Below are 24,115 nucleotides of genomic sequence, written 5' to 3'. Positions count from 1 at the left end.
GGCCTCACGGGCCGGTGGCGCTCCGCGCAGGGCGGGCGCCACGGAAAACACTTACGCCGACAGGCGCTTGCGGCCGTGCGCGCGGCGCCGCGCGATGACCTTGCGACCGCCGGCCGTGGCCATGCGGGCACGGAAGCCGTGACGGCGCTTACGGACGAGCTTGCTCGGCTGATAGGTTCTCTTCATGGCTCCGAAGCCTTCAAAGGTCGAGGCGCGTTCGCGGACGGCTCGTGCCGTGCCCGACCTTCACGCGTCCTGGAGGTGTGTCTGCAAACGCGAAGGGCGCCCGAACGGGGCGCATCGACGCGACTGGCGGGCTTATGGCGGATGGGTCCGCCCAAGTCAACGTTTTCGCGCCGGCCCGCGCGGGCTCAATGGCCCTCGAACTCCATCAGCGTCCGAACCGGAACACCGAGGTCGCGCAGGCGCTGGGCGCCCCCGATCTCCGGCAGGTCGATGACGAAGCAGGCGGCCACGATCTCCGCGCCGCTCTGCCGCAGCAGGTTCACGGCCGCCGTGGCGGTGCCGCCGGTGGCGATCAGGTCGTCCACGAGCAGCACCCGGTCGCCGGGCTTCACCGCGTCCACGTGAATCTCGATCTCGTCGGTGCCGTACTCGAGCGCGTAGGCGATCGAGACGGTCTTGTGCGGGAGCTTGCCCTTCTTGCGGATCGGCACGAAGCCCGAGGAGAGCTGATGCGCCACCGCGCCGCCCAGGATGAAGCCGCGCGCCTCGATCCCCGCGACCTGATCGATCCGTCCGCCCGCGAAGGGATGGACCAGCGAATCGACCGCGCGGCGGAAGGCGCGCGGGTCGCTCAGGAGGGTGGTGATGTCCCGGAACACGATGCCGGGCTTCGGGTAGTCGGGAATCGAGCGGATCGACTCCTTGAGCGCGACGTGGCGGCGAGATTCCATGGGGTCAGCCTCCCGGTGCTGGCCCGAGCGGGCCCCGCGGCGGCTTAGAGCAGATGGATCGACCTTGCCACTGCCAATCGCCGCACCGATCGCGCGGCACTCACATCGAAAGCCGGAGGTCCAGGGTGGACGCTGGGGTCGTGGGCACGCGCCGCACCCGGATTTTCGATGCGCCGAACCCTGTCGCGCTCACCGCATCGGCCAAGGCCTGTGCCGCCCCCCGATCACCGTCCGTACCGGACCTCGTTATAGCCCGCAGCCGATCGGGTCCGCTGCCCGCGTCCGCTCCCGGCTTTCCATCCGCCGGCTTCGAGGCCGGCATTCGGAACTGCGATTCTCAAGGCTCGGATGGACCTTGAATAGCGATTGGAAGACCGCGACCGGCGTCACGCCCCCCCGGTCACGCCGACGAAGCCCATTCGACCGATGCCGATGCGTCCCCTGATCGATGCGTCCGAAGGTTCTGAAGTCCGGGCTGCGCCTCGAAAAGGGGGAGAACCCGCGCGAGAGGCCCGGGCGGCGACATCTGATCGACAGAGGCCACCTGACCGGGATCGACCGCTGCGCCGGCCTCAGCCCTGCGCCTTTCGGAGGATTGCCAGCAAGGCGCGCTGCAACTCCTCGTTGCCGCTGCAGACCGAGCGGGAGGCGAGCGGCTCGGCCGCGCCGTCGGCGGCCGTGACGAAGCCGCCCGCCTCGCGCACCAGGATGACGCCCGCGGCGAAGTCGTAGGTCTGGAGATCGCGCTCCCAGTAGGCGTCGAGGCGCCCGCAGGCGACGTAGGCGAGATCGAGGGCCGCCGAGCCCATGCGGCGGGTGCCGCCCGAGACCGCCATCACGGCCGCGACCTCGCGCAGGAGGCGCGGGTGGTTGCCGCGCCCGAGATAGGGCGTGCCGTAGCCGACCAGCGCGTCGGCCATGTCGCTGCGGCCGGAGACGCGCAGACGCCGGTTGTTCAGGTAGGCGCCCTTGCCGCGCTCGGCCACGAACAGCTCGTCCTTGACCGGGTCGTAGATCACCCCGGCCACGATCTGGCCCTCCCGCTCGAGCCCGACCGAGATCGCGAAATGCGGGATGCCGTGCAGGAAGTTGGCCGTGCCGTCGAGCGGGTCGACGTGCCAGGTGTGGCTCTTGTCCTGGCCCTCGATGACGCCGTTCTCCTCCAGCACGAGGCCGTAGCCGGGCCGGGCCTTCATCAGCGCGTCGCGCAGCACTTCCTCGGCCTTGCGGTCGGCGGCCGAGACGAAATCGCCCGGTCCCTTGCGCGAGACCTGCAGATTCTCGACCTCGCCGAAATCCCGGCGCAGGCCGCGCGAGGCCTTGCGCACGGCATCGACCATCACGGTCATGAGGGGTGAGGAGATCATCGCGACGTTCCGATTGTAGGCGTGTGTTGCCGCCGCGTTAAACGCTCCGCGAGGCGGAAGCGAGCCCTTCCGCCGAATGGGTGCCGCGCGACGGGGCGAGGGGCCGCCGGCGCTTCCGGGCGGGCACAGGGTAAATGCGTCCTTAACCGAACCGCCGGCACAATTCAGGGCGGCAACCGGCCGATCCGGCACAGTCTCGATTGCCGGAGCGCGACCATGCCGTTCGACCGGTTGACCCTACGGACCACCCTCGCCTCCGCCTTCGGCCTGCTGCTCGCCGTCATCGCCGCCGTGTCGGCGGCGGGTTGCCTCGGGGCCGCGCGGATGAACGGCCGGCTCGCCGAGGTGCAGAGCGGCCTGCCGGGGTTGCGCGAAGCGGGCGAACTCGACGCGCTGACCGGGCGCTACACCACGAGCGTGCTGCGCCACATTCTCACCACCGCGCCGAAGCTGTCGGCGGCGATCGACGCGGACCTGATCACGGAGAGGCGCCGGCTCGCGCAGGCCCGCGACGCGTACCAGCCCCTCATCGGCTCGGCCGAGGCGCGCGCGCAGTCCGATGCGTTCGGCCAGGCCTGGGGCGCGTTCTCGACGACGGTCGACGGGATCCTCACCCTGTCGCGCGCCGGCCGGAAGGCCGAAGCGCTGGCGCTCTACGAATCGCGCGGGGCCGGCCTGCGCCGCGCCGCCTTGGTCGCCCTCGAGCGGATCGGGCGCCTCGACCGGGCGGAAGCGGAGCGGGCGAGTGCCGAAGTCTACGCGCAGGTCCGCGCGCAGCTCGTCGGCGCCGGGTTCGCGGCCGGGCTCGTCTGCTTGCTGCTGGCGGGCCTGGTGATCCGGGGCATCGGGCGCGCCATCGCGTCTGTCACGCGGCCGATGACGGCGCTCGCCGCCGGGGACCTCGCCCTGGAGATCCCGGATCGGGGCCGCCGCACCGAGATCGGTACGATCGCCGCGGCCATGCGCGCCGTCCAGGAGAGGCTCGTCCGCCTGACGGCGCTGGAGGCTGAGAGGGCGCGCGCGCCCGCCGAGGCGGAGGCCCGGCGCAAGGCCGGCCTCCGCGAGATGGCCGATGGCCTGGAGCACGCGGTCGGCTCCGGCGCCGTCGCGGTGACCGGGGCGGCAGCCGCGTTGCAGGCCGCGGCCGGCCGCATGACCGGGACCGCGCGGGAGACCATCACCTGCTCGAGCGCCGTCGCGGGCTCGACCGAGGAGGCCGCCCGGACCGTCGGCGCCGTGGCGGCGGCGGTGGAGGGACTCGGCGCGTCCGTCCGCGAGATCGGCCGGCAGGTGGCGGGCTCGGCCGGCCTCGCGCAGGCGGCCGTGAGCGACGCGGACCGCACGATGGGGCTGGTGCAGGATCTCAGCCGGGCGGCCTCGCGCATCGGCGACGTGGTCAGCCTGATCTCCTCGATCGCCCGGCAGACCAACCTGCTGGCGCTGAACGCCACCATCGAGGCCGCGCGCGCGGGCGAGGCCGGCCGCGGCTTCGCCGTGGTGGCCGCGGAGGTGAAGGCCCTCGCGAGCCAGACCGCGAGCGCCACCGAAGCGATCTCGGCCCAGATCGGCGCGATCCAGAGTGTGACCGGGGACGCGGTCACCGCGATCGGCGGGATCTCCGGCCGCATCCGCGAGATCGACGGCGTCGCCGCCTCGATCGCGGCAGCGGTGGAGGAGCAGGGCGCGGCGACCCGGGAGATCGGGCGCGCCGTCGCCGAGGCGACGAGCGGAACGGGCGCGGTCACCGGCACGGTCGCGGGCGTGGCGGCGGCAGCGTCGGAGGCGGACGCCGCCGCCGCGCAGGTGCTCGCCTCGGCCGCCGAACTCTCGCACCGATCCGGCGAACTCAACGCCGCGGTCGGGCGCTTCCTGGCAGGGGCGAGAGCGGCGTAAGGCCCCGGACGGGAAAGGGGCCGGCGGATCGCTCCGCCGGCCCCCTCCAATCGAGTCCTCGTTCCGCGGCTCGGCCGCGATCAGGCGCCCATCGCCGCCTTCAGGTTCTGGTCGACCTTGTCGAGGAAGCCGGTGGTGGAGAGCCACTTCTGGTCCGGCCCGACGAGGAGCGCGAGGTCCTTGGTCATGAAGCCCGACTCGACGGTGTCGACGCAGACCTTCTCCAGGGTGTTGGCGAAGGTGGCGAGCTCGGCGTTGTCGTCGAGCTTGGCCCGGTGGGCGAGGCCGCGCGACCACGCGAAGATCGAGGCGATCGAGTTGGTCGAGGTCTCCTTGCCCTTCTGGTGCTCGCGGTAGTGGCGCGTCACCGTGCCGTGGGCGGCCTCGGCCTCGACGGTGCGGCCATCGGGGGTGAGCAGCACCGAGGTCATCAGCCCGAGCGAGCCGAAGCCCTGCGCCACGGTGTCCGACTGCACGTCGCCGTCGTAGTTCTTGCAGGCCCAGACGTAGCCGCCGGACCACTTCAGGGCCGAGGCCACCATGTCGTCGATCAGGCGGTGCTCGTAGGTGATGCCCGCGGCCTGGAAGCGCGACTTGAACTCGTTCTGGTAGATCTCCTCGAACAGGTCCTTGAAGCGCCCGTCATAGGCCTTGAGGATGGTGTTCTTGGTCGAGAGGTAGACGGGGTACTTGCGGTTGAGGCCGTAATTCATCGAGGCGCGGGCGAAGTCGCGGATCGAGTCGTCGAGGTTGTACATCGCCTGCGCGACGCCCGCGTCGGGGAACTTGAAGACCTCCTTCTCGATGACGGTGCCGTCGTCGCCCTCGAACTTGATGGTCAGCCGGCCCTTGCCCGGCACCTTGAAGTCGGTGGCCTTGTACTGGTCGCCGTAGGCGTGGCGGCCGACGACGATCGGCTGCGTCCAGCCGGGAACGAGGCGGGGCACGTTGCGGCAGATGATCGGCTCGCGGAAGATCACGCCGCCGAGGATGTTGCGGATCGTGCCGTTGGGCGACTTCCACATCTGCTTGAGCTTGAACTCCTCGACGCGGGCCTCGTCGGGGGTGATCGTGGCGCATTTGACGCCGACGCCGTGGCGCTTGATCGCCTCGGCCGCGTCGACCGTGACCTTGTCGTCGGTGGCGTCGCGGTGCTCGACGCCGAGGTCGTAATACTCGAGGTCGACGTCGAGGTAGGGGTGGATCAGCTTGTTCTTGATCTCGGCCCAGATGATCCGGGTCATCTCGTCGCCGTCGAGCTCGACGACGGGGTTCGCTACCTTGATCTTCGCCATGATCCGCGCGCCTTCCTCAAGCCCTTGGGCGTCCGCCGGCCTCCAGGCAAGCCGGATGCCGCAACCGGGGCCGTCCATAGCTTGCGTCGCACAACGGCGAAAGGTCCGGAGCCGCCGGGGCGCGGTGACAGGCCGCCCAGTCTGTCAGAGCCCTCGCGGCGGGCCTTGATCGCGGGCGCCCCGCCTATCGGGGAAGGCGCAGCAGGCGCGGACGCCAGATGCCGAGCACCACGTTGGCCGTCGAGACGGCGAGGAGCAGCCACAGCGTGTTGCGCTCCGGCCCGAGCGTCGCGGCGAGCGTGGCGGGATCGACCCGGCCCGCGAGCGCCCGGGCGCTCTGCTCGGCTTCCTGCCGCATCGGCCCCTGCACGTAGACGAGCACCCCTTCGAACATCAGCACGCCGGTGGCGAGCTTGAGCCAGGCCCAGCCGGCATTCAGGAACGGCCGGGTTATGGCGATCGCCAGCAGGCCGGAGACCAAGGTCAGCGCGAGGCTCGGCAGGACGATCCAGGTGGCGACGGCGCCCATGGCGCCGCGCGACGCGGCATAGCCCACCAATGCGCTCGGCGGCGGCGCGACGGCCAGCATCGCGATCAGCGCCGCCATCGCTCCCATCAGGCCGGTCGCCCCCATCGTGTGGAGGAATTTCATCAGGCGTCGCAGCATGCAGAGCTGATTAAGCCTCCGAAGCGGTCGCCGGACAACCCGACCGATCGCCGCTCCGGAGAGGCCGCACGCCTCACTCCGCCTCGGCCTGGACCCGCCGGTATTCCCGGCCATGGGCGCAGTAGCCCTCGACGATGCGGGCCATCAGGGCGCGCTTCTCCGCGTCGAGGGGCGCCAGGATTCGGGCGGGCCGTCCGCCCCAGAGATGACCGCCCTCCAGGAGCTGGCCCGGATCGGTGGTGGCGCCGGCCGCCAGCATCACCTCGTCGGCGATGACGGTGCCGGGCGCGATCTGGGCGCCGATCCCGATCAGCGCGCGGGCTCCGATGCGGCAATCGCCGATCCGCACGTTGTGGCCGATCGTGGTGTCGCGCCCGATGACGACGCCCTCCCCGCGGGTGCGGATCACGCTGTTGTCCTGGATGTTGGTGTCGGCGCCGACCACGATCGGCCCGACCTCGGCATGGAGGTCGCAGGAGAACAGCACGCTCGATCCGGCCCCGAGGCTGACGCGGCCGCGCAGCCGAGCCGTGCGGGCGACGAAGACGCTGTCCTCGACCTCGGGCGGCTCGGGCGGCGGCAGGGCGGCGGAATCGCCCATGCGCTCGCGCAGACGCTCGGCCCGCTCGGCCACGCCGGCGCGGTCGATCGGCCGACGCGGCTTGGCGGGGCTGCCGCCATAGACGAAGCCCGCCCCGAGCGTGGCGCGCGGGAACACCGTGGCGCCGGCCTCGATCACCACGCCGTCCTCGACGGTCGCCCCGTCGAGGATCACCACGTCGTCCTCGATCACCACGTCCGAGCCCACGGTGCAGGCATGCACCACGCTGTTGCGGCCGACCGTGACGCGGTCGCCGCAGGTTGTGCCGTGGGCGAAGGTGGCGATGTGCACGGTGGAGCGGTGCCCGAGCCAGAAGCGCTCGCCCAGCACCACCGGCTGGCCGTCGGCGCGGATCACCCCGTCGTCGCCGATCCAGGCCTGGGCGCCGATCCGGGCGGCGCCGATCACCGTGCTGCCCCGCCCGCACCAGACGGGGCGGCTCGCGAAATCCGGTCGGACGCCCTCGTGGGGCAGGGTCAGGTCGGGGCTCACCGGCTCGTCCTCGTGCGGTTTCGCGGCGGATCGTCCGGCACGCGGGGCGCGTGGGTCCGGCACGCGGGGCGCGCGTGAGTCCGGCCTGCACCGCCGCACCCGGCGTGCCATATAGACGCCGCCGGGCCGGGTGTCAGTCGCGACGCGTCCCGGCCATTCCCGCCTGCCCACCGATCCGGACCCATCATGCCGTCAGAGCCCGTCAGCATCCAGGCCGAGCCCTTCGACGTCGCCGCGGAGATCGCGCGGGTCTCGGCCGATCTCGCGGGCGGCGCGGGCGCCGTCGTCACCTTCACGGGCCTATGCCGCGACGAGGGCGGGCGCCTGCGCGGGTTGGAGCTGGAGCATTATCCCGGCATGGCCGAGGCCGAGATCGGACGGGTGGTCGAGGCGGCGCGGGCGCGCTGGCCGTTGCTCGCCGTCCGGGTGGTGCACCGCCACGGTCTGGTGGCGCCGGGCGACGGCATCGTGCTGGTCGTGGCGGCGTCGAGCCACCGGATCGCGGCCTTCGAGGCGGCGAGCTTCCTGATGGATTACCTGAAGACGCGCGCGCCGTTCTGGAAGCGTGAGCACCTGGCGGACGGGACGACCGGCGGCTGGGTCGAGGCGACCGAGGCCGACGACGCGGCGGCCGGGCGCTGGGCTTGACCCACCGCCCCCGAACGGGTTCGTGGGCGCGCAATCGAGGGCGGACGGGTAACGGCATGGCGGACGAGACCAGCGCAGCCCTGCGGGGACCGGTCGGGCCCTGGCGGGGGGCGGCCCCGCTCGCGCTCTCGGGCATCGGCGTCGTCTGCTTCGTCGTCGTGCTGACGCTCGCCTGGATGGCGGTCGACACCCTGATGCTGATCTTCGCCGGCATGCTGCTCGGCGTCTTCCTCGACGGGCTGACACGGGCGCTCGGCTACGTGCTGCCCCTGCCCCGCGGCATCCGGCTCCTCATCGTCTGCCTCGTCGTCGCGGCCGGGATGGCCGGGTTCGTCGGGCTGGGCGGCGCCACCGTGGCGCAGCAGGGCCGCGATCTCGGGAAGACGGTCGCCGGGCAGGCCGACACGGTGAAGAACTGGCTCTCCGAGCGCGGCATCACGGTGCCGTTCCCGACCGGGCAGCCGGGCAAGGCCGATGCGGGCCAGAAACCCGGGGCCCAGAAACCCGGGGCCCAGGAACCCGCGGCCCAGGAATCCGGGAGCCAGAAGCCCGGGGCCCCGGAATCCGGCGGTCAGCAATCGGGCGGTCAGGAAGCGGGTCGCAAAGCCTCCGGGGATCAGAAGCCGGCGGGCCTCGAAGGGCTCGCCTCGGGCATGCTGAAGAGCCCCGGCTCCCTCCTGTCGGATGCCGGCAACGTGCTCGGCCCCGCGGCGACCGTGGTGCTCGGGCTGTTTAACGCGCTCGGCAACATCGCGGTGATCCTGTTCCTCGGCGTCGCCTTCGCGGCCGATCCGGGCAGCTACCGGAACGGGGTGCTGCGCTTCGTGCCCCCGCGGCACCGCCCGCGCGGCGCCTCCGTGCTCGACGGCGCGGGGGAGACCCTGCGGCACTGGCTGTTCGGCCAGCTCATCACCATGACGGTCATCTTCCTGTGCACCTGGGGCGGACTCGCCTTCCTGGGCATCGGCGGCGCGCTGATCCTCGGCCTGCAGGCGGGTCTGCTCGCCTTCGTGCCGACGATCGGGCCGCTGGTGGCGGGCGCGGTGATCCTGCTCGCCAGCCTCGCCTCCGGCCTGAAGGGGCTGCTCGGCGCCCTCGGCGTCTATCTCGCCGTGCAGTGCCTGGAGAGCTACGGCCTCACGCCCTTCATCCAGAAGCGGGCGCTCGACATCCCGTCCGCCACGATCTTCGCCGGGCAGCTGCTGCTCGGGGTGATCTTCGGCCTCTGGGGCATCGCGCTGGCCCTGCCCCTGATGGCGGTGATCAAGGTGTTGCTGGAGCAGCTCTACGTGGAGGACACGCTCGGCGAGGCGCCGAGCGCCTGAGGCGCGGACCTTCGCGGCGGAAGGCGCCTGAGGCGCATACCGTCCTTGACAATGTTCCTGTTTTGTGCTCAATGTCTCGCACCTGCTGCCCGGCGGGCCGGCGCGAGCCGGACCGCCTCGGGGGCCGGCCCCGGAGACCGACCGGGGCCGGTCCGGGCGGCGGGGCGGTGCCCGCGTCCCCGGCTTCGGTCGTCGGGGCCCCGGGCGGCGCTGCCGACGCAGGCCCGTCTCGGGCCGGGCGCGCGACCCGCGAGGAAATGCGCGGGGAGCCGAACCCGGATCTGGGTGGTGCCTCAGGGACACTGGCCCGCCCACTAGGAGGCGGGCTTTGCGCCGGGATAGGCGTCCGTCAGCTAATCGGGGGCACAGGCGACCCGAAGTGCGGCGGTGTGGAGTCGGGCAGCGCTGGAGACACCGCGACGCCAAGACGGCAGGCGCTTCGGGGACCACGCCCGAGCCTCTGCCGCGGGACGCCGGGGAGCCGGCTTTGCAGCAACGTTGCGTCAGGGCTTCGCGGCGTCCCGCGTCACCCCGATCGGCGGATTTCGGCCATGCTCCCGGCGGGGCCCCGCGCGGGCGCGCCGCCGCATGTCCGGAGCGCCCGCAGCGTTGACGAAGGCTTTACGGAATCGCGCGCATTCTCCGGGCCATGTGGCGTAGCGTAATGGCGTTCTCAGCCCTGGCCCTCGCGGGTGCAGGGCTCACCGGGTGCGCGATCAACAAGTTCGAGCGGCGCGACCCGTGGCGGGATCAGGCGGAGCAGATCTGCCTGTCCAAGAAGCTCGTCACCGCGACCGAATTCATCACGCCGGTGAAGGAGATCGACGGGCCCGGCCCCTGCGGCATGCAGCAGCCCTTCCGGGTGACGCGCCTCGGCAACGGCAGCGTGGCCCTGAAGCAGCGGATGACGCTGGCCTGCCCGGCGCTCTCGGAGGCCGAGGCCTGGCTCGCCGACACGATCCAGCCCGCCGCCGAGCTGTATTTCGGCCAGCCGGTCGCCGAGATCAACGCCGGCTCCTATTCCTGCCGCGGGCGCAACAACCAGCCGGGCGCCAAGCTCTCGGAGCACGGCTTCGGCAACGCCGTCGACATCATGTCCTTCAAGCTCGCCGACGGCTACGTCATCACCGTGAAGGGCGGCTGGCGCGGCACCGAGGCCGAGCAGGGCTTCCTCCGCGAGGTCTTCATCGGCGCCTGCCAGCGCTTCAGCACGGTGCTGGCGCCGGGCTCGAACGTGTTCCACTACGACCACATCCACGTCGATCTCGCCCGGCACGACCCGCGCGGCCTGCGCCGGATCTGCCAGCCCCTGATCAAGTTCACCCCGCGCCTGGGCAGCGACGCGCCCTCGCGCCCCCTGCCGCCGCCCCGCCAGCCCGCGCCGCCCCAGGCCCCCGTCGATATCGAGGAGGACGATCCCTACGGCGTCGCCCCGATGTCCCAGGCGCATGCGCCGACGCAGGTGGCCCGCACCCCGGCTCGGCCGCAGGCACCCGCCGCCTACGCCTCGGTGCCGCCCAGCCGGCCTCCGGCGCTGCGGATCGCGACGGCCCAGCCGCGCCAGACGATCGACGCGGAGGCGGACGGCGCCGACATGCCGCTCTCGCTGAGCCCCCCGATGCCCGGGCCGGGGCCGCTGTACTGAGGCCGCCCCGGGCGCCGGCCGGGGTGTCACCCCCCTGCCGCACCGGCTCAGGAAAGGCGCCGCCGCGACGGCCGAAGCTTGACTCGGCGCCCCCTCGGGCCATCGTCACCGGATGCGTGTGATCCACCGGACGAGCCGACCCATGTCAGCCCAGACATCGTCTGTCTCCAAGCCCCTCCGCACGGCGCTCGCCGCCGGGCTTACGCTGCTCGCCGCGCTCCAGCCCGCGCTGGCGCGCTCGGCCCGCGAGGATATCGAGCCCGCCGAGGAGCGCATCTTCCCGTTCGACGCGAATATCCCGGGCTGCCAGGACGAGGAGGTCCTCGCGAAGGTCTCGAACCAGTTCGCCGAGAAGGAGGCGAAGTTCTGGAACTCGTCGCTGACGATCGTCGCCTACGACACGATCCAGCGCACGGCGTGGCGGCCCTACGGCCTCGATTTCTATCCCCGGCGCTTCTGCTCGGCCACCGCCACGACCTCGGACGGCGTCCGCCGCAAGGTCGATTACTCGGTGACCGAGAGCACCGGGATCATCGGCTCGACCTGGGGCGTCGATTTCTGCGTCCACGGGCTCGACCGCAACCTCGCCTACGCCTACGCCACGGCCTGCCGGATGGCCCGGCCCTGAATCGGCCGGACCGGTCTTGAACCGGTCCCGTGACGGGTAGCGGCTACGACCTTCGGGGGAACGGTCATGAGGCGCGGCAGGATGGGCGGACGGATGGCGCGCTGCGGGCTGGCGCTCGCGGCTTTCCTTGCGGCGCCGGCGGCGCAGGCGCAGGATTACGGCGGGTTCGGCCGCGGCGACCGGCCCGGCAGCTTCGACTTCTACGTCCTCTCCCTGTCCTGGTCGCCGACCTATTGCGAGACCGCGGGCAACCGCCGCGACGACCGGCAATGCGCGCCGGGCCGCGGCCTCGGCTTCGTGGTCCACGGTCTTTGGCCGCAATACGACCGCGGCTTCCCGCAGAATTGCTCGGCCGTGGAGCGGGCGCCGACCCGGCAGGCGATGGAGATCGCGGGCGAGGTCTATCCGAGCGAGGGCCTCGCACGCTACGAATGGCGCAAGCACGGCACCTGCTCGGGCCTCGATCCGGTCTCGTATTTCCGCGCCGCCAAGGAGGCGCGAGCGGCCGTGACGATCCCGGATTCACTCCAGGGCGGCGGCGCCGGGCAGCGTCTCGCGCCGATCGAGATCGCCCGCGCCTTCGTGGCGGCGAACCGCGGCCTGCGCCCCGACATGATGCAGGTGGCCTGCTCCCGCGGACAGTTGCAGGAAGTCCGCCTCTGCTTCGCGAAGGACCTGCGCGGCTTCACCGCCTGCCCCGAACTGGCGCGCCAGAATTGCCGCGCCCAGGAGATCGCGGTCGGCGCCGGCCCCTAGCTCTGCTAAGGGGCCGGCATGAACTACCGGCACGCCTTCCACGCGGGCAATTTCTGCGACGTCCTCAAGCACCTCGTCCTCGTGCGGGTGCTGGAACACCTGCGCCTCAAGCCGACGGCGTTCCGAGCGATCGACACCCATGCGGGCCTCGGCTTCTACGATCTCGACGCCGACGAGGCCGCGCGGACCGGGGAATGGCGCGACGGCTGGGCCCGGCTCGATGCCCCCTTCCCGGAGGCGGTCGAGGCGCTGCTCGGGCCTTACCGGGCGATGGTCGCCGCCGTGCGCGCGCGCCACGGCGCCACGGTCTATCCGGGCTCGCCGGCTCTGATCCGCGAGGCGCTGCGGCCGGGCGACAAGGGGGTCTTCGTCGAGCTGCATCCGGTGGATGCCGAGACGCTGCGCGAGCGCTACAACCGCGACAGCCGCACCAAGGTGCTCCATCTCGACGGCTGGACCGCGCTGAACGCGATGATCCCGCCACCCGAACGGCGCGGCCTCGTCCTGATCGACCCGCCCTACGAGATCCCCGGGGAGATCGACCGGCTCGGGGCCCATCTGGCCCGGGCCATCGTCAAATGGCCGACCGGGATCTTCCTGGCCTGGTACCCGATCAAGGATGCGGGCGCCGTCGACCGCATGGTGGCGCGCCTCGACGCGGAGCTGAAGCGGCCGGGCCTCCGGCTCGACCTGATGATCGCGGCCCCCGACCCCACGCGCCTGACCGGCACCGGCCTGATCGTGCTGAACCCGCCCTGGCGGCTCGCCGAGGAGGCAGCCCTGTTCCTGCCCGCGTTGGCCGAGCGCCTCGCCCGCAGCGATTACGGCGCGTTCCGCTGCGACGCGCTCGGCCCCTCGGCCTGATCCCTGCCGGACGCGCCTCTGCAATGCCACGGGAGGGCAGGAGGCGGGGGCCACCTTGCGCAGACCGGGCTGCGCCATACCTGCGGTGAGCGGTCCGGGTCCCGATCGAGGTCCCGGATATCGGCCGAAGGCGCGCTCCCATGCTGTCCTCAGATTCCGACATCCTGGCCGCCGCCGAGGCGTGGCGGCGCGACGGTCGCGGCGTGGCCCTCGCCACCGTGATCGAGACCTGGGGCTCGGCCCCGCGCCCGGTGGGCAGCCATCTCGTCATCGACGCCGACGGACACTTTCTCGGTTCGGTCTCGGGCGGCTGCGTCGAAGGCGCGGTGATCACCGAGGGGATCGAGGCCATCGCGGACGGGCGCCCGCGGGTGCTCGAATTCGGCGTCGCCGACGAGACGGCGTGGCGGGTCGGCCTGTCGTGCGGCGGACGCATCCGCGTCTTCGTCGAGCGGGTCGATTGATGCGCGCCGAGATCCTGACCGCCCTGAACGCCGAGCGCGCCGCGCGCCGCCCGACCGTTCTCGTCACCGACATCGCGGACGGCGGCCAGCGCCTCGTGGAGGCGACCGCGATCTCGGCGGACCCGCTGGCGTCCGAGCTCGGCCGGGCCCTCGCCTCGGGCCGCAGCGGCCTGATCGAGGCCGAGGGCCGCCAGCTGTTCCTCACCGTACAGGTGCCGCCGGTCCGGGTCGTGATCGTGGGCGCCGTCCACATCGCACAGGCCCTCGCCCCGATGGCGGCCGCGCTCGATTTCGCCGTGACGGTGATCGATCCCCGCACGGCGTTCGCCAGCCCGGAGCGCTTTCCGGGCATCGCCCTCGTGCCGGAATGGCCCGACGACGCCTTCGCCGGGCCGGTGCAGCCCCTCGACCGCTACTGCGCCCTCGCCGCCCTCACGCACGATCCGAAGATCGACGATCCGGCCCTGCAGGCGGCCCTGCGTGCGGGCTGCTTCTATGTCGGCGCGCTCGGATCGCGGAAGACGCACGGCGCGCGGGTCGTGCGGCTGAGCCAAGCCGGCTTCTCCGAGGGCGAGATCGGTCGGATCCGCGCGCCGATCGGCCTCGATATCGGCGCCGCGAGCCCGGCCGAGATCGCGGTGTCGGTGATGGCCGAAATCGTGCGGGCGCTTCGCCGCCCGGAGACGGAGGCGGGCCGGTGAGATTCGGACCGGTGCCGGTCGCGGAATCCGTCGGGCTGATCACGGCGCACACGCTGCGGACCGGCGATGCGATCTTGCGCAAGGGCCACCGGATCTCACCCGAGATGGTGCGGGCCTTGACCGAGGCCGGGCAGCGCGATCTCGTCGCCGTCCGGCTGGAGCCGGGCGATGTCGGCGAGGACGAGGCCGCCGCCCGTCTGGCTGCCCTGATCGCGGATGGGAGCCTGCGGGTCGAGGCCCCCTTCACCGGGCGCTGCAATCTCTACGCCGCCCATCCGGGCGTCCTCGTCGTCGACCGCGCCGCGATCGATACGCTGAACGGCATCGACGAGGCCGTCACCCTGGCGACCCTGCCGCCCTATAAGCCGGTCGTCGCGGGCGAGATGGTGGCGACCGTGAAGATCGTCCCCTACGCCGTGGCGGGCGAGGTTCTCGAGCGGGCGAGCGCGGCCATCCCAGCCCCGGCGCTTCGGGTGGCACCCTATGCGCGGAGCCGGGTCGGGGTGATCTCGACGCAGCTTCCCAGCCTGAAACCGGCCACGATCGAGAAGACACTCGCCGTTCTCGCCGATCGTCTCGCCCCGACGGGAGCCCGGATCGTCGCCGAGCGGCGTGTCGATCACACGCCGTCGGCCGTCGGCGAGACCTTGCGCGCGATGCGGGACGGAACGGACCTGATCGTCGTCTTCGGCGCCTCCGCGATTGCGGATCGCCGGGACGTGATCCCGGCCGGGATCGAGGCGGCGGGCGGCCGGGTCGAGCATCTGGGCATGCCCGTCGATCCGGGCAACCTGCTGCTCATCGGGTCTTTCGGTCCCGTGCCGGTGATCGGCGCGCCGGGCTGTGCGCGCTCGCCGAAGGAAAACGGCTTCGACTGGGTGCTTCATCGGCTGCTCGCCGGCCTCGCGGTGACGCGCGCCGACATCGTCGGCCTTGGCGTCGGCGGCCTGCTGATGGAGATCGTGTCCCGGCCGCAGCCGCGGGCCGGCGGCGCATCGGAGGACGGCGATGCCTGAGATCGGCATCGTCCTGCTCGCGGCCGGACGCGGCACGCGCTTCGGTCCGCAGCCGAAGCTTCTGGCCGACCTCGACGGTCGGCCGCTGGTGCGGCACGCGGCCGAGACCGCCCGCGCCGCGGCGCTCGGGCCGGTCGTGGCGGTCGTCGGCGCCCATGCGGACCGGATACGCGCGGCCCTGGACGGGCTCGACCTGCACATCGTGGAGAACCCGGGCTTCGCCGCCGGTCTCTCGACATCGCTCCGCGCCGGGCTCGCGGCTCTGGATCCGCGTTGCAGGGGAGCGGTGGTGATGCTGGGCGACATGCCGCGGGTGACGCCAGCCCTGCTCGGACGTCTCGCCGAGGCCTATGCGCGGCACCGGCCGGCGGCCGTGATCCCGGTCTGGGACGGCCGTCGCGGCAATCCCGTGCTCCTCGATCGTCGGCGTCTCGCGGACGACCTTGCCGGCCTGGAAGGCGATTGCGGCGCGGGACGGCTGCTCGCTGGCCGAAGCGACGTTCTGGAGATCCAGGGCGATGCCGGCACGCGCCTCGACATCGACACGCCGCATGCGCTGCACACGCTCTGATCGCAGCCGGGCCGTTGCGCCGGATCCAGCACGGACGCGCTCCAGGTGAGCGCCGTCGGCTTCGCGATGAGCCGCGAAGCCGCGAGACCCGCGTGCTAGACTTGGATCGGGAGACCGGCTGTCCTTCGTTCGAACAGGGAATTCACGACCCCGATTGTTTAGGGTCGCGTCGTCTCTCGTCCCGGCATCGGTCCGAGCAGTAGCGGACCTCGTCCCAGACCCGCTCCCATTTCTTACGCCACGCGAACGGCCGCCCGCATTGCGCACAGATCTTCTCCGGAAGGTCGCCCTTGCGGCGCATCTTCGGCACGGATCAGCGCCCGATCCGGCCGGCGTCGGCGAGGGGAACCGGAGACCATTGGGTGATCTGTACGAAGCCGTCCCGCGCCGCGATCACCAGATGGCGGCGATGGCGGTGCACCACCGTCCCGGGCGCGTAAGGGTGGGCCTCCTGCCAGCCGCTGGCCCGGGCGACGAAGATGCGGCCCTCGTCGATCCGCGCGATCGTCTCGATCGTTCCGAAGGCCCGGATCCGACGCAGCACCGCATCGACGCTGCCGCGGAAATCGAGGGTCCGATCGGCATCGGTCGCCCGCGGCCAGTAGGAGCCGTCGCCCTGCGGCTCGGGCCGGCGCCAGCGCTGCGGCAGATCTCGGGCGATCGGGCCGAGGGCGAGACGCCGGCCCGCCATCTGGCATTTGGCGAGCAGCGTCTCGTGGCTCTCCGCGCCGGACAGAGGGAACAGGTCCTGCGCGAGGATGTCGCCCGTGTCGAAGCCCTCCTCCGCGAGCACATGCGCGGTGACGCCCCAGGATTCGTAGGCCTTCTCGATCGCACCGAAGAGCGGGTACGGCCCGCGCCCGGTCGGTAGGGGCGAGGGATGGATGTTGAGGCCGTAGGCGCAGAAGGGCCGCCAGCCGGTGATGAGCCACGGGTAACCCGCGACGACGAGCGCCCAGTCGCGGCCATGCGCCGCCTTGAGCGCCTCGAGGTCGGGGACGCGGATGCGCGAGAGCTGGATCGGAATCCGGTGCTGGCGCGCGCGCGCCACCACGGCCTCGTTGTGGTCGTAGAGTCCGTCGCAGGGCCGGGTGAACAGCTTGATCGGGGTCCATCCTGCCTCGATCAGGCCCTCGAACACGCCACCGAGGAAATCGATGCCGGCAAAGGCGAATTTCATGGTCTCTCCGGCCGCTGCGACGTCGTGGTCGGGGATGGCTCGGGTCCCTCGCCTCCCCGCATGGACGGCATGCCTTACCTTGAACGGCGTCACAACAGCGGCAAGGGGTGGAAGCGATGGCCCGGGTCCTCATCTACGGCGGCACGGGCGGGATCGGCGGCGCCACCGCCCGCTTCCTGCGAGCGCGCGGTTACCCGCTGCACATCGCCGGGCGCGAGGCCGGGCGGCTGGAAGCGATGGCGGCGGAACTCGGCGAGACGACGATCAGCGCGGGCGACGCTGCGGATCCGGACTTCTTCGCAACCGCCACCCAAGCGGCCGGTCCCGAACTCGCCGGTCTCGTCTACGCTGTCGGCACCATCAATCTCCGACCGCTGGCGCGGCTCACCCGCGCCGATGTCGAGGCCGATTTCCGGCTGAACGCGCTCGGCGCCTTCTCGGCGATTCAGGCGGCTGCGGGCGCGCTCAAAGCCGGGGCCGGCGCGGCAGGAGCGGGTGTCGTGCTGTTCTCCACGGTCGCGGTGGCACAGGGCTTCGCCGCCCATGCGTCCGTGGCGATGGCCAAGGGCGCGGTGGAAGGGCTCGCCCTGTCGCTCGCCGCCGAATTGAGTCCGCAGATCCGCATCAACGTGGTGGCGCCCTCGCTGACCCGCACGCCGCTCTCCGCCGCGATCACCGGCAATGCCACGCTGGCCCAGGGGATCGCCGGAATGCACGCGCTGCAGCGCCTGGGCGAGCCTGACGATGTGGGGCGGCTCGCGGCGTTTCTCGTCTCCGACGAGGCTGCGTGGATCACCGGACAGATCATCGGTGTCGATGGCGGGCGCTCGATGCTGCGCACGAAGGGTTGAGGCGTTGGCGCGAAGAGCTGACCGGCCTCGGACGGCCGAACGCGTCCTGCGCTTCGTCCTCGGCGACCAACTGACCCGCTCGATCGCCGGCCTGAGCGATCTCGATCCGGAGCGCGACGTGGTGCTGATGGTCGAGGTCGCGGCTGAGGCGACCTATGTCCGCCATCACAAGCAGAAGATCGCGTTTCTGTTCTCGGCGATGCGCCATTTCGCGGCCGAACTCGCGGCGGACCAGATCGCGGTCGACTACGTGCGCCTGGACGATCCCGAGAATTCAGGCCACTTCGGCGGCGAGATGGCTCGGGCGATCGCCCGCCACCGGCCCGACCGGGTGGTGCTGACGGAACCCGGCGAGTGGCGGGTGCTCGCCATGATGGAGGCGTGGCGGGACGAATTCGGGCTTCCTGTCGAGATCCGGCCCGACAACCGCTTTCTCTGCCCGCGGGACGATTTCGCGCGCTGGGCCGGAGACCGGCACAGCCTGCGGATGGAAACCTTCTACCGCGGCATGCGCCGGCGCACCGGCTTGCTGATGGAGCGAGGCGAGCCCGTCGGTGGACGCTGGAACTTCGATCACGACAATCGCAGGCGTCTGCCGAAGGGACAGCGCCCGCCCGAACGCCGCGGCTTCGCCCCCGACGCGATCACGCGCAGCGTGCTCGCCCTGGTCGCGGCCTCGTTCCCCGATCATTTCGGCGATCTCGACGCCTTTGCCTGGCCGGTGACGCGCGCGCAGGCGCTCGAGGCCTTCGCGCACTTCCTCGAACACGCCCTGCCGCGATTTGGCGACTACCAGGACGCGATGAAGGCGGGTGAGCCGTTCCTCTACCATGCGATGATCGCCCCGGCCCTCAATGCCGGCCTGCTGCTGCCCGAAGAGGTCTGCCGGGCCGCCGAGCGCGCCTACCGAGAGGGTCGAGTGCCCCTCAATTGCGCCGAGGGCTTCATCCGCCAGATCCTCGGATGGCGCGAATACGTCCGCGGTCTCTACTGGGCGCGGATGCCGGACTACGCGGCGACCAATGCGCTCGGGGCGACGCGCGACTTGCCCTGGTTCTACTGGACAGGCCGGACCACGATGCGCTGCATCGCCGAAGTGGTGGCGCAGACGCGAAGCCATGCCTATGCCCACCACATCCAGCGCCTGATGGTGACGGGCAATTTCGCGCTGCTCGCCGGGATCGCGCCGGCACAGGTGGAGGCGTGGTATCTCGCGGTGTTCGCCGACGCCTTCGAGTGGGTGGAGCTTCCCAACGTCCACGGCATGGTTCTGTGGGCCGACGGCGGCACGATGGGCTCGAAGCCCTACGCTGCATCAGGGGCGTATATCGATCGGATGTCGGATTATTGCAGCGGCTGCCGCTACGCGGTCGCGCGCAAGACCGGCCCCGGAGCCTGCCCGTTCAACTACCTGTACTGGTACTTCCTGATCCGAAACGCGGACAGTCTCCGCGGCAATCCACGCCTCGCCATGCCCTACAGGACGCTGGATGGGATGGATCCGGGCCGCCGTCGCGCCATCGTCGCCGACGCGCGCCGCTTCCTCGACGCGCTCGGTACGGAGGCCGACCCGGAGGCCAGTCTGGAACTCGCGCTCTGATCCAGGAGCGGCCTGCCGTGCAGCCGTCACAACGACGTCCAGAGAACCACGGACAGGTAGGGTCCCGGAGAACGGCCGAGTTCCAGCTGCAGGCCGGCCGAGACGCGGAAGTTGAAGGTCCCGATCGCGAAATCCGTGGCATGCAGGCCGACGTTCCATTTCCGATATCCGGTGCGGTCCGCGTAAAGGCTGAGTTCCGGTCCCAGATACGTGTCCCAGACCTGCCAGCCCCATCCGAGGCGTGCCCACAGGCTATCCCGGGCGAATCCGAGGATCGCCGTACCCTGCAGCAGCGTCGCCGTGGTAGGTCGTGCCCAGATCTCGCCCTGAAGGCGAACACCCCAGCGCCCCGGAAGCAATGCGGTCCCGTCCAGTCCGGACAGCGCCTCGATCGCGCCCTCCGGCCCAGCGAACAAAGCCGTCACACCCCAATCCGAGACCCACTGGTAACCCGCGACGGCTGCGCCCAGCATCGTGGTCCGTGTGCGCGTGACGAGCGCGCGTGTGCAGCCGCACACACTGCGCTCCTCGCGCCGTCCGGAACCGCCGCTGACCATGAAGACGAGGCCGTCTGCGTTGAGACCGGTCGGAGCAGTTTTCGCACCCATCGTCAGGAAGGTCGCGGCGCCGGCATCAAGGCTTCCGAAGAGAACCGTGTCCCAGTCTCCAGCCATAACCGGGCGAATGTTCCCCGCCATCGCCAATGCAATCGCGCTTGGCAACCACAGGTTTTTATGTCTGCACCAATATTCTCGCAAAAGACGAAATCCACACCGGAAATTGTGCTAGGTTTCAGCCGCAACAACTACGGTACAGCCCATGATCGTCATGATAAGCCTAGATCTTATTCTGTAAACAAAGAAGAACCCCGAACGAAAACGGCGCCGCGTTCGTAAACCTGAGATCAACAAATGCGCCGCATGAGACATCCTCAGGTGTGCCTGACGACGTGACGAATCGCTTTGCCGACCGTGCCATGCCGGCGCTCGCAAGGGTGCCGTGATCGCCACGATGCTTGGCTGCCGACCGGAACTCGGCTAGAGCCGCGCCGGGACAGCGAAGAGCGGTCGACCCTTGTATTCCGGTGCACGAACGTCCGAGGTGCTCACGGTCCTGGCCAATCAGGACAGCGAGAGACTGACCGTCGGCGATATCGTCGCGGTGTTGCGCGACCGAGCTTTCGCGCTCCTGGTCGTCCTGCTCGGCTTGCCGAATTGCCTGCCCATGCCGCCGCCCATACCGCTGGTGTGCGGTCTGCTGCTGCTGCTGGTCGCCGCCCAGATCGCAGCCGGCATGTCGGCGCCGTGGCTCCCACGCCGACTCCTGGGACGCTCGATCGCACGGCAGGACGTCCAGAGAGCGGTAAAGCGCGCCGTGCCAGTTCTTCAGCGCCTTGAGCGGTGGTCCCGCCCGCGCGTCGGCGTCTTCGAGAGTGCGCTGGGCATGCGGGGCATGGGACTCGTTCTGCTGACCCTGGCAGTCGCCCTCATCGTTGCGGCGCCGATCATCGGCCAGATCCCGCTCGGGTTGGCCGTCTGCCTCGTCGGGCTCGGCCTGGTCGAGCGTGATGGCATCGTCGTGATGGCTGGCTTGGCGATCGGTACGATCGGCGTCGCCCTGAACGCCGGTTTCGTCTACGCGATCTTCTCCGGGATCCGAAGCCTGCTCAACCTGTAGGGACCGGCCCGCGACTGCGGGCGCGGTACAGCAGGACTGCTACTTGCGCAGGATCTTCGTCACGAGCCGACCAAGCGGTGTGCTCGAGCTGGCGTTGCGGTCGTCGCGGATGACTGTCCGGTCTTCGTTGCCAAGAAGCTTGGTGACGATGCGTCCGATCAGGCTCATGGAACTCTCCTCTCGCGCAGGGGTGGGACTATGGCGCAGCTTGTCCTCATCAACGAGTGAAGCCCAGCGCCGTTCCGACCAAGCCGGCCACAGGCCCTCGCCGTTCGCGCCCAAAATCCCCGATGCGCCTTGCGCCGCGCATGCGCCACGGGTACAGCACCCCGACTTCAGTCCGAACACGTCCGCGCGGCCATTCCCATGTGCTGCGCCGGTCCGGTACCGAGGTCTGGAGGGGTGGCCGAGTGGTTGAAGGCGCACGCCTGGAAAGTGTGTATACCGGAAACGGTATCGCGGGTTCGAATCCCGCTCCCTCCGCCAGAGCATAAATCCAACACGTTAAATCGTTCAGCGTGGCAGCAGCGATCGACGACGGTGTCGCCGAAACGTGTGGTGCAAGTTGGGGGGCCTCCCGAGGGCACGGCGGGCCGCCTAGACCATTGGCCTTGAGTCCGCGGCGACGGCGCAATGGTTCGGCCGGGTGCGACACGGACGATCACGAGGGTCAGCGCGGCGAAAGGCGGGCCAGTTCTGGGACGGAGCGCGCAATCGCACTCGTCATCGCCGACCCGCCAGGCCAGTTGAGGAGGGCGGACAGAACGCTCGTGACCGGCAGCGGGATCGCGCCTTCGCCACCCGCGGATGGGGTCGGTCGAGGCATCTCCGCGCCGGCCGATATCCGCGATGCAGTGGCCGATGTCACACAGGCCGATTTGGACGGCGATCCAAGCGGCATCGGTGGAGCCCCTCGCCGCGGACGCTCGCGAGAATGCGCTCTCACCGGACCGACGCCTCGGTCAACGCCCGGAAGAGCTTCGTGATCTCGCAATCCCTGACTGAAACGTTGTGATCAACACCCTACGTGCGCTCGCAGACACCAATTGCGCGGCGCGATGGACAACATCACGCGCCCACAATTTGGTCGAAGTCGGATCGATCGCTTGGGGAGGCAGCGCCGGTGGTGTCGGATCGGGCCGCCCCGCGCCGACCGCCGCGAGGCTTGGGCGGCTTGCCCCCCCCCGGAGATGAAAGTGCGAGCTTTGCCTTTCGGTCGGCGTCGGGTCCATGTGGTAGGCCATGATCCGATTGATCCTAAGCCTGCCCGCTCTTTATGTCGTCGCGCGGATCGTCTGGCCCCTGCCGTGGCCGCTGGCGCTTAAGCTGAGCCTTGCCGCCGTCCTTCTGAGTGCCTCCCAATACCACCTGTGGAGCCGACTCTCGTCAGGGTCGGTCTTCGCGCCCGAATTTCCCCGTCCATTGGTGATTCTGTTCAACGGGGTGTTCGGCGCAATAGCGCTGGCCGCGGCCATGCTCCTCGTGCTCGACGTGGCATCGCTCGCGATCCTGGTGCTGCCCGGGGCGGGCTGGACCATCCCCATCGGCTGGCGCTACGCGGCAGCAATCGCGGCCACGCTCCTAGCAGCCGTCGCCGTCAAGCAGGCCGTGCGGGTGCCGCCGCTGAAGGACGTCACCATCGCGATCACGGACCTGCCCTCCGGGTTCGACGGCTACACGATCCTGCACCTGACCGATCTGCACATCAGCCGCCTGTTCCCGGCCGCGTGGGCACGAACCGTCGTCTCTCGGGCCAACGCGCTGGGCGCCAGCCTGATCGTCGTGACGGGCGATTTCATCGACGGTTCGCTCGCGGCTCGACGGATCGACGTCGAGCCCCTGGGCGCCTTGCGCGCGCGGGACGGCGTCTGGGCCGTGCCTGGCAACCACGAGTACTTCTTCGACCATGATGCCTGGATGCGCCATCTGGCGGGGCTCGGGTTTCGCGTTCTGGCCAATGCCCATACGATCCTGCGGCGCGACGGCGCTGCCCTGGTGCTGGCGGGGGTGACCGATCGTTCCGCGCCCGCCACCGGCCACCCGGGGCCCGACCTCGACGCCGCCCTGGCGGGTGCGCCGGCGGGCGCACCGGTTGTGCTGCTAGACCATCAGCCGGCGAATGCCGCGCGGGCAGCCGCGCGCGGCGTGAGATTACAGCTCTCGGGGCATACGCATGGCGGCATGATCTGGGGCCTGGACCGGCTGGTGGCGCGCGCCAACACCGGCTTCGTCTCCGGTGCCTACCGGGTCGGGGCCATGCACCTCTATGTCAGCAACGGCACCGCCCTGTGGCCCGGCTTCGCCCTTCGACTCGGGCGCCCGTCCGAGTTGACGCGGCTCACCTTGCGGACCGCGTCATGATCCCGGGCTCCGGATCGGACGGTCGGGACAGAGCGCTGTCGGATCGCATGTGGCTTGTATCGGCATCAACGTCCGCAGAAGCCCCCAGAGACAGGGACGCGAGATCGATGGTCGAACGAGAGCGGGCGGCGGCGATTGTCCGTCCGAGTCCTGCTGAAGCCCAACCGTCGCACGCCTTCGATCGGCGAGATCTCATCACCGTGTGACCGGCGTCCAATTGCAGCGTCGTCCAGTCCTCCAGAGCCGACCCCGAGGACGAGGTCCAGGACCTCTCGGCCCAAGGATGCGGGCTTGGGCCGATCCCAAACGATGCATCCACCCGAGCCACGACCTGCCCGGCGAGAGGCGCCCGTTCGCCACTGCGAGCCGGCACCTCGAATACCAAGCCTCGATGGGCCTGCCTCATCCCGGTCTGCCCGCAAAACAGAGGAGCGGTGGTCTTCCGCCGAACTTCATGAGGCATGACCTATCGGACGCGGTCCACGCTCCCGCTCTCGACGATCCGGCAGCTGGATCCGGCCTCGCGCGATCGCCGGATCGCGGTGGTTGTGAACAGGCCGCCGGTTCCGAAGGCAGGATCGGCCAGACACCTAGGG

At 70.7% G+C, this 24,115-nt stretch carries 25 protein-coding genes and 1 tRNA gene; 16 read left to right on the top strand and 10 right to left on the bottom strand.

Annotated features, from left to right (window positions below):
• Positions 1-51: 51 nt before the first annotated feature.
• The 3 genes from rpmH to ACS5RC_RS01945 all read right to left on the bottom strand — a co-directional run bounded on the left by rpmH (position 52) and on the right by ACS5RC_RS01945 (position 2,284).
• Entirely contained in the window at positions 52-186 is a 135-nt protein-coding gene (gene rpmH / locus ACS5RC_RS01955) for a 50S ribosomal protein L34 (RefSeq protein ID WP_007558110.1), read from the bottom strand.
• A 185-nt stretch (positions 187-371) separates the two neighbouring features.
• Complete coding sequence (locus ACS5RC_RS01950; RefSeq protein WP_478342134.1) at positions 372-917, bottom strand: adenine phosphoribosyltransferase; 546 nt, start codon at positions 915-917, stop codon at positions 372-374.
• A gap of 572 nt (positions 918-1,489) precedes the next feature.
• Entirely contained in the window at positions 1,490-2,284 is a 795-nt protein-coding gene (locus ACS5RC_RS01945; RefSeq protein ID WP_478342133.1) for an inositol monophosphatase family protein, read from the bottom strand.
• 216 nt (positions 2,285-2,500) lie between these two features.
• On the opposite strand from ACS5RC_RS01945, the gene ACS5RC_RS01940 reads away from it, so the two are divergent.
• On the top strand, positions 2,501-4,177 hold the full coding sequence (locus tag ACS5RC_RS01940; protein ID WP_478342132.1) for a methyl-accepting chemotaxis protein: 1,677 nt from the start codon (positions 2,501-2,503) through the stop codon (positions 4,175-4,177).
• Between the two features lie 80 nt (positions 4,178-4,257).
• Here ACS5RC_RS01940 and ACS5RC_RS01935 read toward each other — a convergent pair whose 3' ends face one another.
• The 3 genes from ACS5RC_RS01935 to ACS5RC_RS01925 form a co-directional block, all read right to left on the bottom strand.
• The gene (locus tag ACS5RC_RS01935; protein ID WP_478342131.1) at positions 4,258-5,472 is read right to left on the bottom strand and encodes an NADP-dependent isocitrate dehydrogenase; all 1,215 of its coding nucleotides are present in this window, start codon (positions 5,470-5,472) and stop codon (positions 4,258-4,260) included.
• Between the two features lie 184 nt (positions 5,473-5,656).
• Positions 5,657-6,136, bottom strand: a complete 480-nt coding sequence (locus ACS5RC_RS01930) for a hypothetical protein (protein WP_478342645.1) — start codon at positions 6,134-6,136, stop codon at positions 5,657-5,659.
• Positions 6,137-6,212: 76 nt separating this feature from the next.
• Positions 6,213-7,232, bottom strand: a complete 1,020-nt coding sequence (locus tag ACS5RC_RS01925; protein ID WP_478342130.1) for a gamma carbonic anhydrase family protein — start codon at positions 7,230-7,232, stop codon at positions 6,213-6,215.
• 186 nt (positions 7,233-7,418) lie between these two features.
• Between ACS5RC_RS01925 and ACS5RC_RS01920 the strand changes: the two genes are divergently transcribed.
• The 10 genes from ACS5RC_RS01920 (at position 7,419) to ACS5RC_RS01875 (ending at position 15,850) form a co-directional block, all read left to right on the top strand.
• Positions 7,419-7,880, top strand: a complete 462-nt coding sequence (locus tag ACS5RC_RS01920) for a molybdenum cofactor biosynthesis protein MoaE (RefSeq protein ID WP_478342129.1) — start codon at positions 7,419-7,421, stop codon at positions 7,878-7,880.
• Between the two features lie 56 nt (positions 7,881-7,936).
• Positions 7,937-9,205, top strand: a complete 1,269-nt coding sequence (locus ACS5RC_RS01915) for an AI-2E family transporter (RefSeq protein WP_478342128.1) — start codon at positions 7,937-7,939, stop codon at positions 9,203-9,205.
• A gap of 649 nt (positions 9,206-9,854) precedes the next feature.
• Positions 9,855-10,850 carry an extensin-like domain-containing protein gene (locus tag ACS5RC_RS01910; RefSeq protein ID WP_478342127.1) on the top strand — a complete coding sequence of 332 codons (996 nt, stop codon included), beginning with the start codon at positions 9,855-9,857 and terminating at the stop codon, positions 10,848-10,850.
• A gap of 142 nt (positions 10,851-10,992) precedes the next feature.
• Complete coding sequence (locus ACS5RC_RS01905; RefSeq protein WP_478342126.1) at positions 10,993-11,478, top strand: hypothetical protein; 486 nt, start codon at positions 10,993-10,995, stop codon at positions 11,476-11,478.
• A 66-nt stretch (positions 11,479-11,544) separates the two neighbouring features.
• Complete coding sequence (locus ACS5RC_RS01900) at positions 11,545-12,234, top strand: ribonuclease T2 family protein (RefSeq protein WP_478342125.1); 690 nt, start codon at positions 11,545-11,547, stop codon at positions 12,232-12,234.
• Between the two features lie 18 nt (positions 12,235-12,252).
• Complete coding sequence (locus ACS5RC_RS01895) at positions 12,253-13,098, top strand: 23S rRNA (adenine(2030)-N(6))-methyltransferase RlmJ (RefSeq protein ID WP_478342124.1); 846 nt, start codon at positions 12,253-12,255, stop codon at positions 13,096-13,098.
• A gap of 140 nt (positions 13,099-13,238) precedes the next feature.
• Positions 13,239-13,562, top strand: coding sequence for an XdhC family protein (locus ACS5RC_RS01890; RefSeq protein WP_478342123.1), 324 nt, complete (start codon positions 13,239-13,241; stop codon positions 13,560-13,562).
• The gene (locus ACS5RC_RS01885; protein ID WP_478342122.1) at positions 13,562-14,263 is read left to right on the top strand and encodes an XdhC family protein; all 702 of its coding nucleotides are present in this window, start codon (positions 13,562-13,564) and stop codon (positions 14,261-14,263) included. Before ACS5RC_RS01890 ends, ACS5RC_RS01885 begins: the two co-directional genes overlap by 1 nt.
• The gene (locus ACS5RC_RS01880; RefSeq protein WP_478342121.1) at positions 14,260-15,279 is read left to right on the top strand and encodes a molybdopterin-binding protein; all 1,020 of its coding nucleotides are present in this window, start codon (positions 14,260-14,262) and stop codon (positions 15,277-15,279) included. Before ACS5RC_RS01885 ends, ACS5RC_RS01880 begins: the two co-directional genes overlap by 4 nt.
• Positions 15,272-15,850 (top strand): nucleotidyltransferase family protein, encoded by a 579-nt coding sequence (locus ACS5RC_RS01875; RefSeq protein ID WP_478342120.1) that lies wholly within the window; start codon positions 15,272-15,274, stop codon positions 15,848-15,850. Before ACS5RC_RS01880 ends, ACS5RC_RS01875 begins: the two co-directional genes overlap by 8 nt.
• 142 nt (positions 15,851-15,992) lie before the next feature.
• Here ACS5RC_RS01875 and ACS5RC_RS01870 read toward each other — a convergent pair whose 3' ends face one another.
• Together ACS5RC_RS01870 and ACS5RC_RS01865 are read right to left on the bottom strand one after the other, a co-directional pair.
• The gene (locus ACS5RC_RS01870; protein ID WP_478342119.1) at positions 15,993-16,160 is read right to left on the bottom strand and encodes a DUF2256 domain-containing protein; all 168 of its coding nucleotides are present in this window, start codon (positions 16,158-16,160) and stop codon (positions 15,993-15,995) included.
• A 3-nt stretch (positions 16,161-16,163) separates the two neighbouring features.
• Positions 16,164-17,030 carry a formyltransferase family protein gene (locus ACS5RC_RS01865; protein ID WP_478342118.1) on the bottom strand — a complete coding sequence of 289 codons (867 nt, stop codon included), beginning with the start codon at positions 17,028-17,030 and terminating at the stop codon, positions 16,164-16,166.
• A gap of 116 nt (positions 17,031-17,146) precedes the next feature.
• Here ACS5RC_RS01865 and ACS5RC_RS01860 point away from each other — a divergent pair, with 116 nt between their 5' ends.
• Together ACS5RC_RS01860 and ACS5RC_RS01855 are read left to right on the top strand one after the other, a co-directional pair.
• Positions 17,147-17,881: an SDR family NAD(P)-dependent oxidoreductase gene (locus ACS5RC_RS01860; RefSeq protein WP_478342117.1), complete on the top strand. Its 735-nt coding sequence runs from the start codon at positions 17,147-17,149 to the stop codon at positions 17,879-17,881.
• A gap of 4 nt (positions 17,882-17,885) precedes the next feature.
• Positions 17,886-19,481 carry a cryptochrome/photolyase family protein gene (locus ACS5RC_RS01855; RefSeq protein WP_478342116.1) on the top strand — a complete coding sequence of 532 codons (1,596 nt, stop codon included), beginning with the start codon at positions 17,886-17,888 and terminating at the stop codon, positions 19,479-19,481.
• A 26-nt stretch (positions 19,482-19,507) separates the two neighbouring features.
• Here the strand turns inward: ACS5RC_RS01855 and bcsS are convergent, their stop codons facing one another.
• Positions 19,508-20,179, bottom strand: a complete 672-nt coding sequence (gene bcsS / locus ACS5RC_RS01850) for a cellulose biosynthesis protein BcsS (protein ID WP_478342115.1) — start codon at positions 20,177-20,179, stop codon at positions 19,508-19,510.
• Positions 20,180-20,555: 376 nt separating this feature from the next.
• Between bcsS and ACS5RC_RS01845 the strand changes: the two genes are divergently transcribed.
• The gene (locus ACS5RC_RS01845; RefSeq protein ID WP_478342114.1) at positions 20,556-21,158 is read left to right on the top strand and encodes an exopolysaccharide biosynthesis protein; all 603 of its coding nucleotides are present in this window, start codon (positions 20,556-20,558) and stop codon (positions 21,156-21,158) included.
• Between the two features lie 39 nt (positions 21,159-21,197).
• Here the strand turns inward: ACS5RC_RS01845 and ACS5RC_RS01840 are convergent, their stop codons facing one another.
• Positions 21,198-21,326: a TFIIS helical bundle-like domain containing protein gene (locus ACS5RC_RS01840; RefSeq protein ID WP_478342113.1), complete on the bottom strand. Its 129-nt coding sequence runs from the start codon at positions 21,324-21,326 to the stop codon at positions 21,198-21,200.
• Positions 21,327-21,554: 228 nt separating this feature from the next.
• Here ACS5RC_RS01840 and ACS5RC_RS01835 point away from each other — a divergent pair.
• Positions 21,555-21,644 (top strand) — tRNA-Ser (locus ACS5RC_RS01835).
• Positions 21,645-22,400: 756 nt separating this feature from the next.
• Positions 22,401-23,519, top strand: coding sequence for a metallophosphoesterase (locus tag ACS5RC_RS01830; protein ID WP_478342112.1), 1,119 nt, complete (start codon positions 22,401-22,403; stop codon positions 23,517-23,519).
• Positions 23,520-24,115: the final 596 nt, after the last annotated feature.

The organism is Methylobacterium sp. HJ2 (genome assembly GCF_056431005.1).
This window is presented reverse-complemented; position numbering and strand designations above follow the sequence as displayed.

Excerpts from the sequence above, each read along its gene's own strand:
- rpmH (WP_007558110.1), bottom strand. The coding sequence starts at position 186 with ATGAAGAGAACCTATCAGCCGAGCAAGCTCGTCCGTAAGCGCCGTCAC.
- ACS5RC_RS01950 (WP_478342134.1), bottom strand. The coding sequence starts at position 917 with ATGGAATCTCGCCGCCACGTCGCGCTCAAGGAGTCGATCCGCTCGATT.
- ACS5RC_RS01945 (WP_478342133.1), bottom strand. The coding sequence starts at position 2,284 with ATGATCTCCTCACCCCTCATGACCGTGATGGTCGATGCCGTGCGCAAG.
- ACS5RC_RS01940 (WP_478342132.1), top strand. The coding sequence starts at position 2,501 with ATGCCGTTCGACCGGTTGACCCTACGGACCACCCTCGCCTCCGCCTTC.
- ACS5RC_RS01935 (WP_478342131.1), bottom strand. The coding sequence starts at position 5,472 with ATGGCGAAGATCAAGGTAGCGAACCCCGTCGTCGAGCTCGACGGCGAC.
- ACS5RC_RS01920 (WP_478342129.1), top strand. The coding sequence starts at position 7,419 with ATGCCGTCAGAGCCCGTCAGCATCCAGGCCGAGCCCTTCGACGTCGCC.
- ACS5RC_RS01915 (WP_478342128.1), top strand. The coding sequence starts at position 7,937 with ATGGCGGACGAGACCAGCGCAGCCCTGCGGGGACCGGTCGGGCCCTGG.
- ACS5RC_RS01910 (WP_478342127.1), top strand. The coding sequence starts at position 9,855 with ATGTGGCGTAGCGTAATGGCGTTCTCAGCCCTGGCCCTCGCGGGTGCA.
- ACS5RC_RS01905 (WP_478342126.1), top strand. The coding sequence starts at position 10,993 with ATGTCAGCCCAGACATCGTCTGTCTCCAAGCCCCTCCGCACGGCGCTC.
- ACS5RC_RS01900 (WP_478342125.1), top strand. The coding sequence starts at position 11,545 with ATGAGGCGCGGCAGGATGGGCGGACGGATGGCGCGCTGCGGGCTGGCG.
- ACS5RC_RS01895 (WP_478342124.1), top strand. The coding sequence starts at position 12,253 with ATGAACTACCGGCACGCCTTCCACGCGGGCAATTTCTGCGACGTCCTC.
- ACS5RC_RS01890 (WP_478342123.1), top strand. The coding sequence starts at position 13,239 with ATGCTGTCCTCAGATTCCGACATCCTGGCCGCCGCCGAGGCGTGGCGG.
- ACS5RC_RS01885 (WP_478342122.1), top strand. The coding sequence starts at position 13,562 with ATGCGCGCCGAGATCCTGACCGCCCTGAACGCCGAGCGCGCCGCGCGC.
- ACS5RC_RS01875 (WP_478342120.1), top strand. The coding sequence starts at position 15,272 with ATGCCTGAGATCGGCATCGTCCTGCTCGCGGCCGGACGCGGCACGCGC.
- ACS5RC_RS01865 (WP_478342118.1), bottom strand. The coding sequence starts at position 17,030 with ATGAAATTCGCCTTTGCCGGCATCGATTTCCTCGGTGGCGTGTTCGAG.
- ACS5RC_RS01860 (WP_478342117.1), top strand. The coding sequence starts at position 17,147 with ATGGCCCGGGTCCTCATCTACGGCGGCACGGGCGGGATCGGCGGCGCC.
- bcsS (WP_478342115.1), bottom strand. The coding sequence starts at position 20,179 with ATGGCGGGGAACATTCGCCCGGTTATGGCTGGAGACTGGGACACGGTT.
- ACS5RC_RS01840 (WP_478342113.1), bottom strand. The coding sequence starts at position 21,326 with ATGAGCCTGATCGGACGCATCGTCACCAAGCTTCTTGGCAACGAAGAC.
- ACS5RC_RS01830 (WP_478342112.1), top strand. The coding sequence starts at position 22,401 with ATGATCCGATTGATCCTAAGCCTGCCCGCTCTTTATGTCGTCGCGCGG.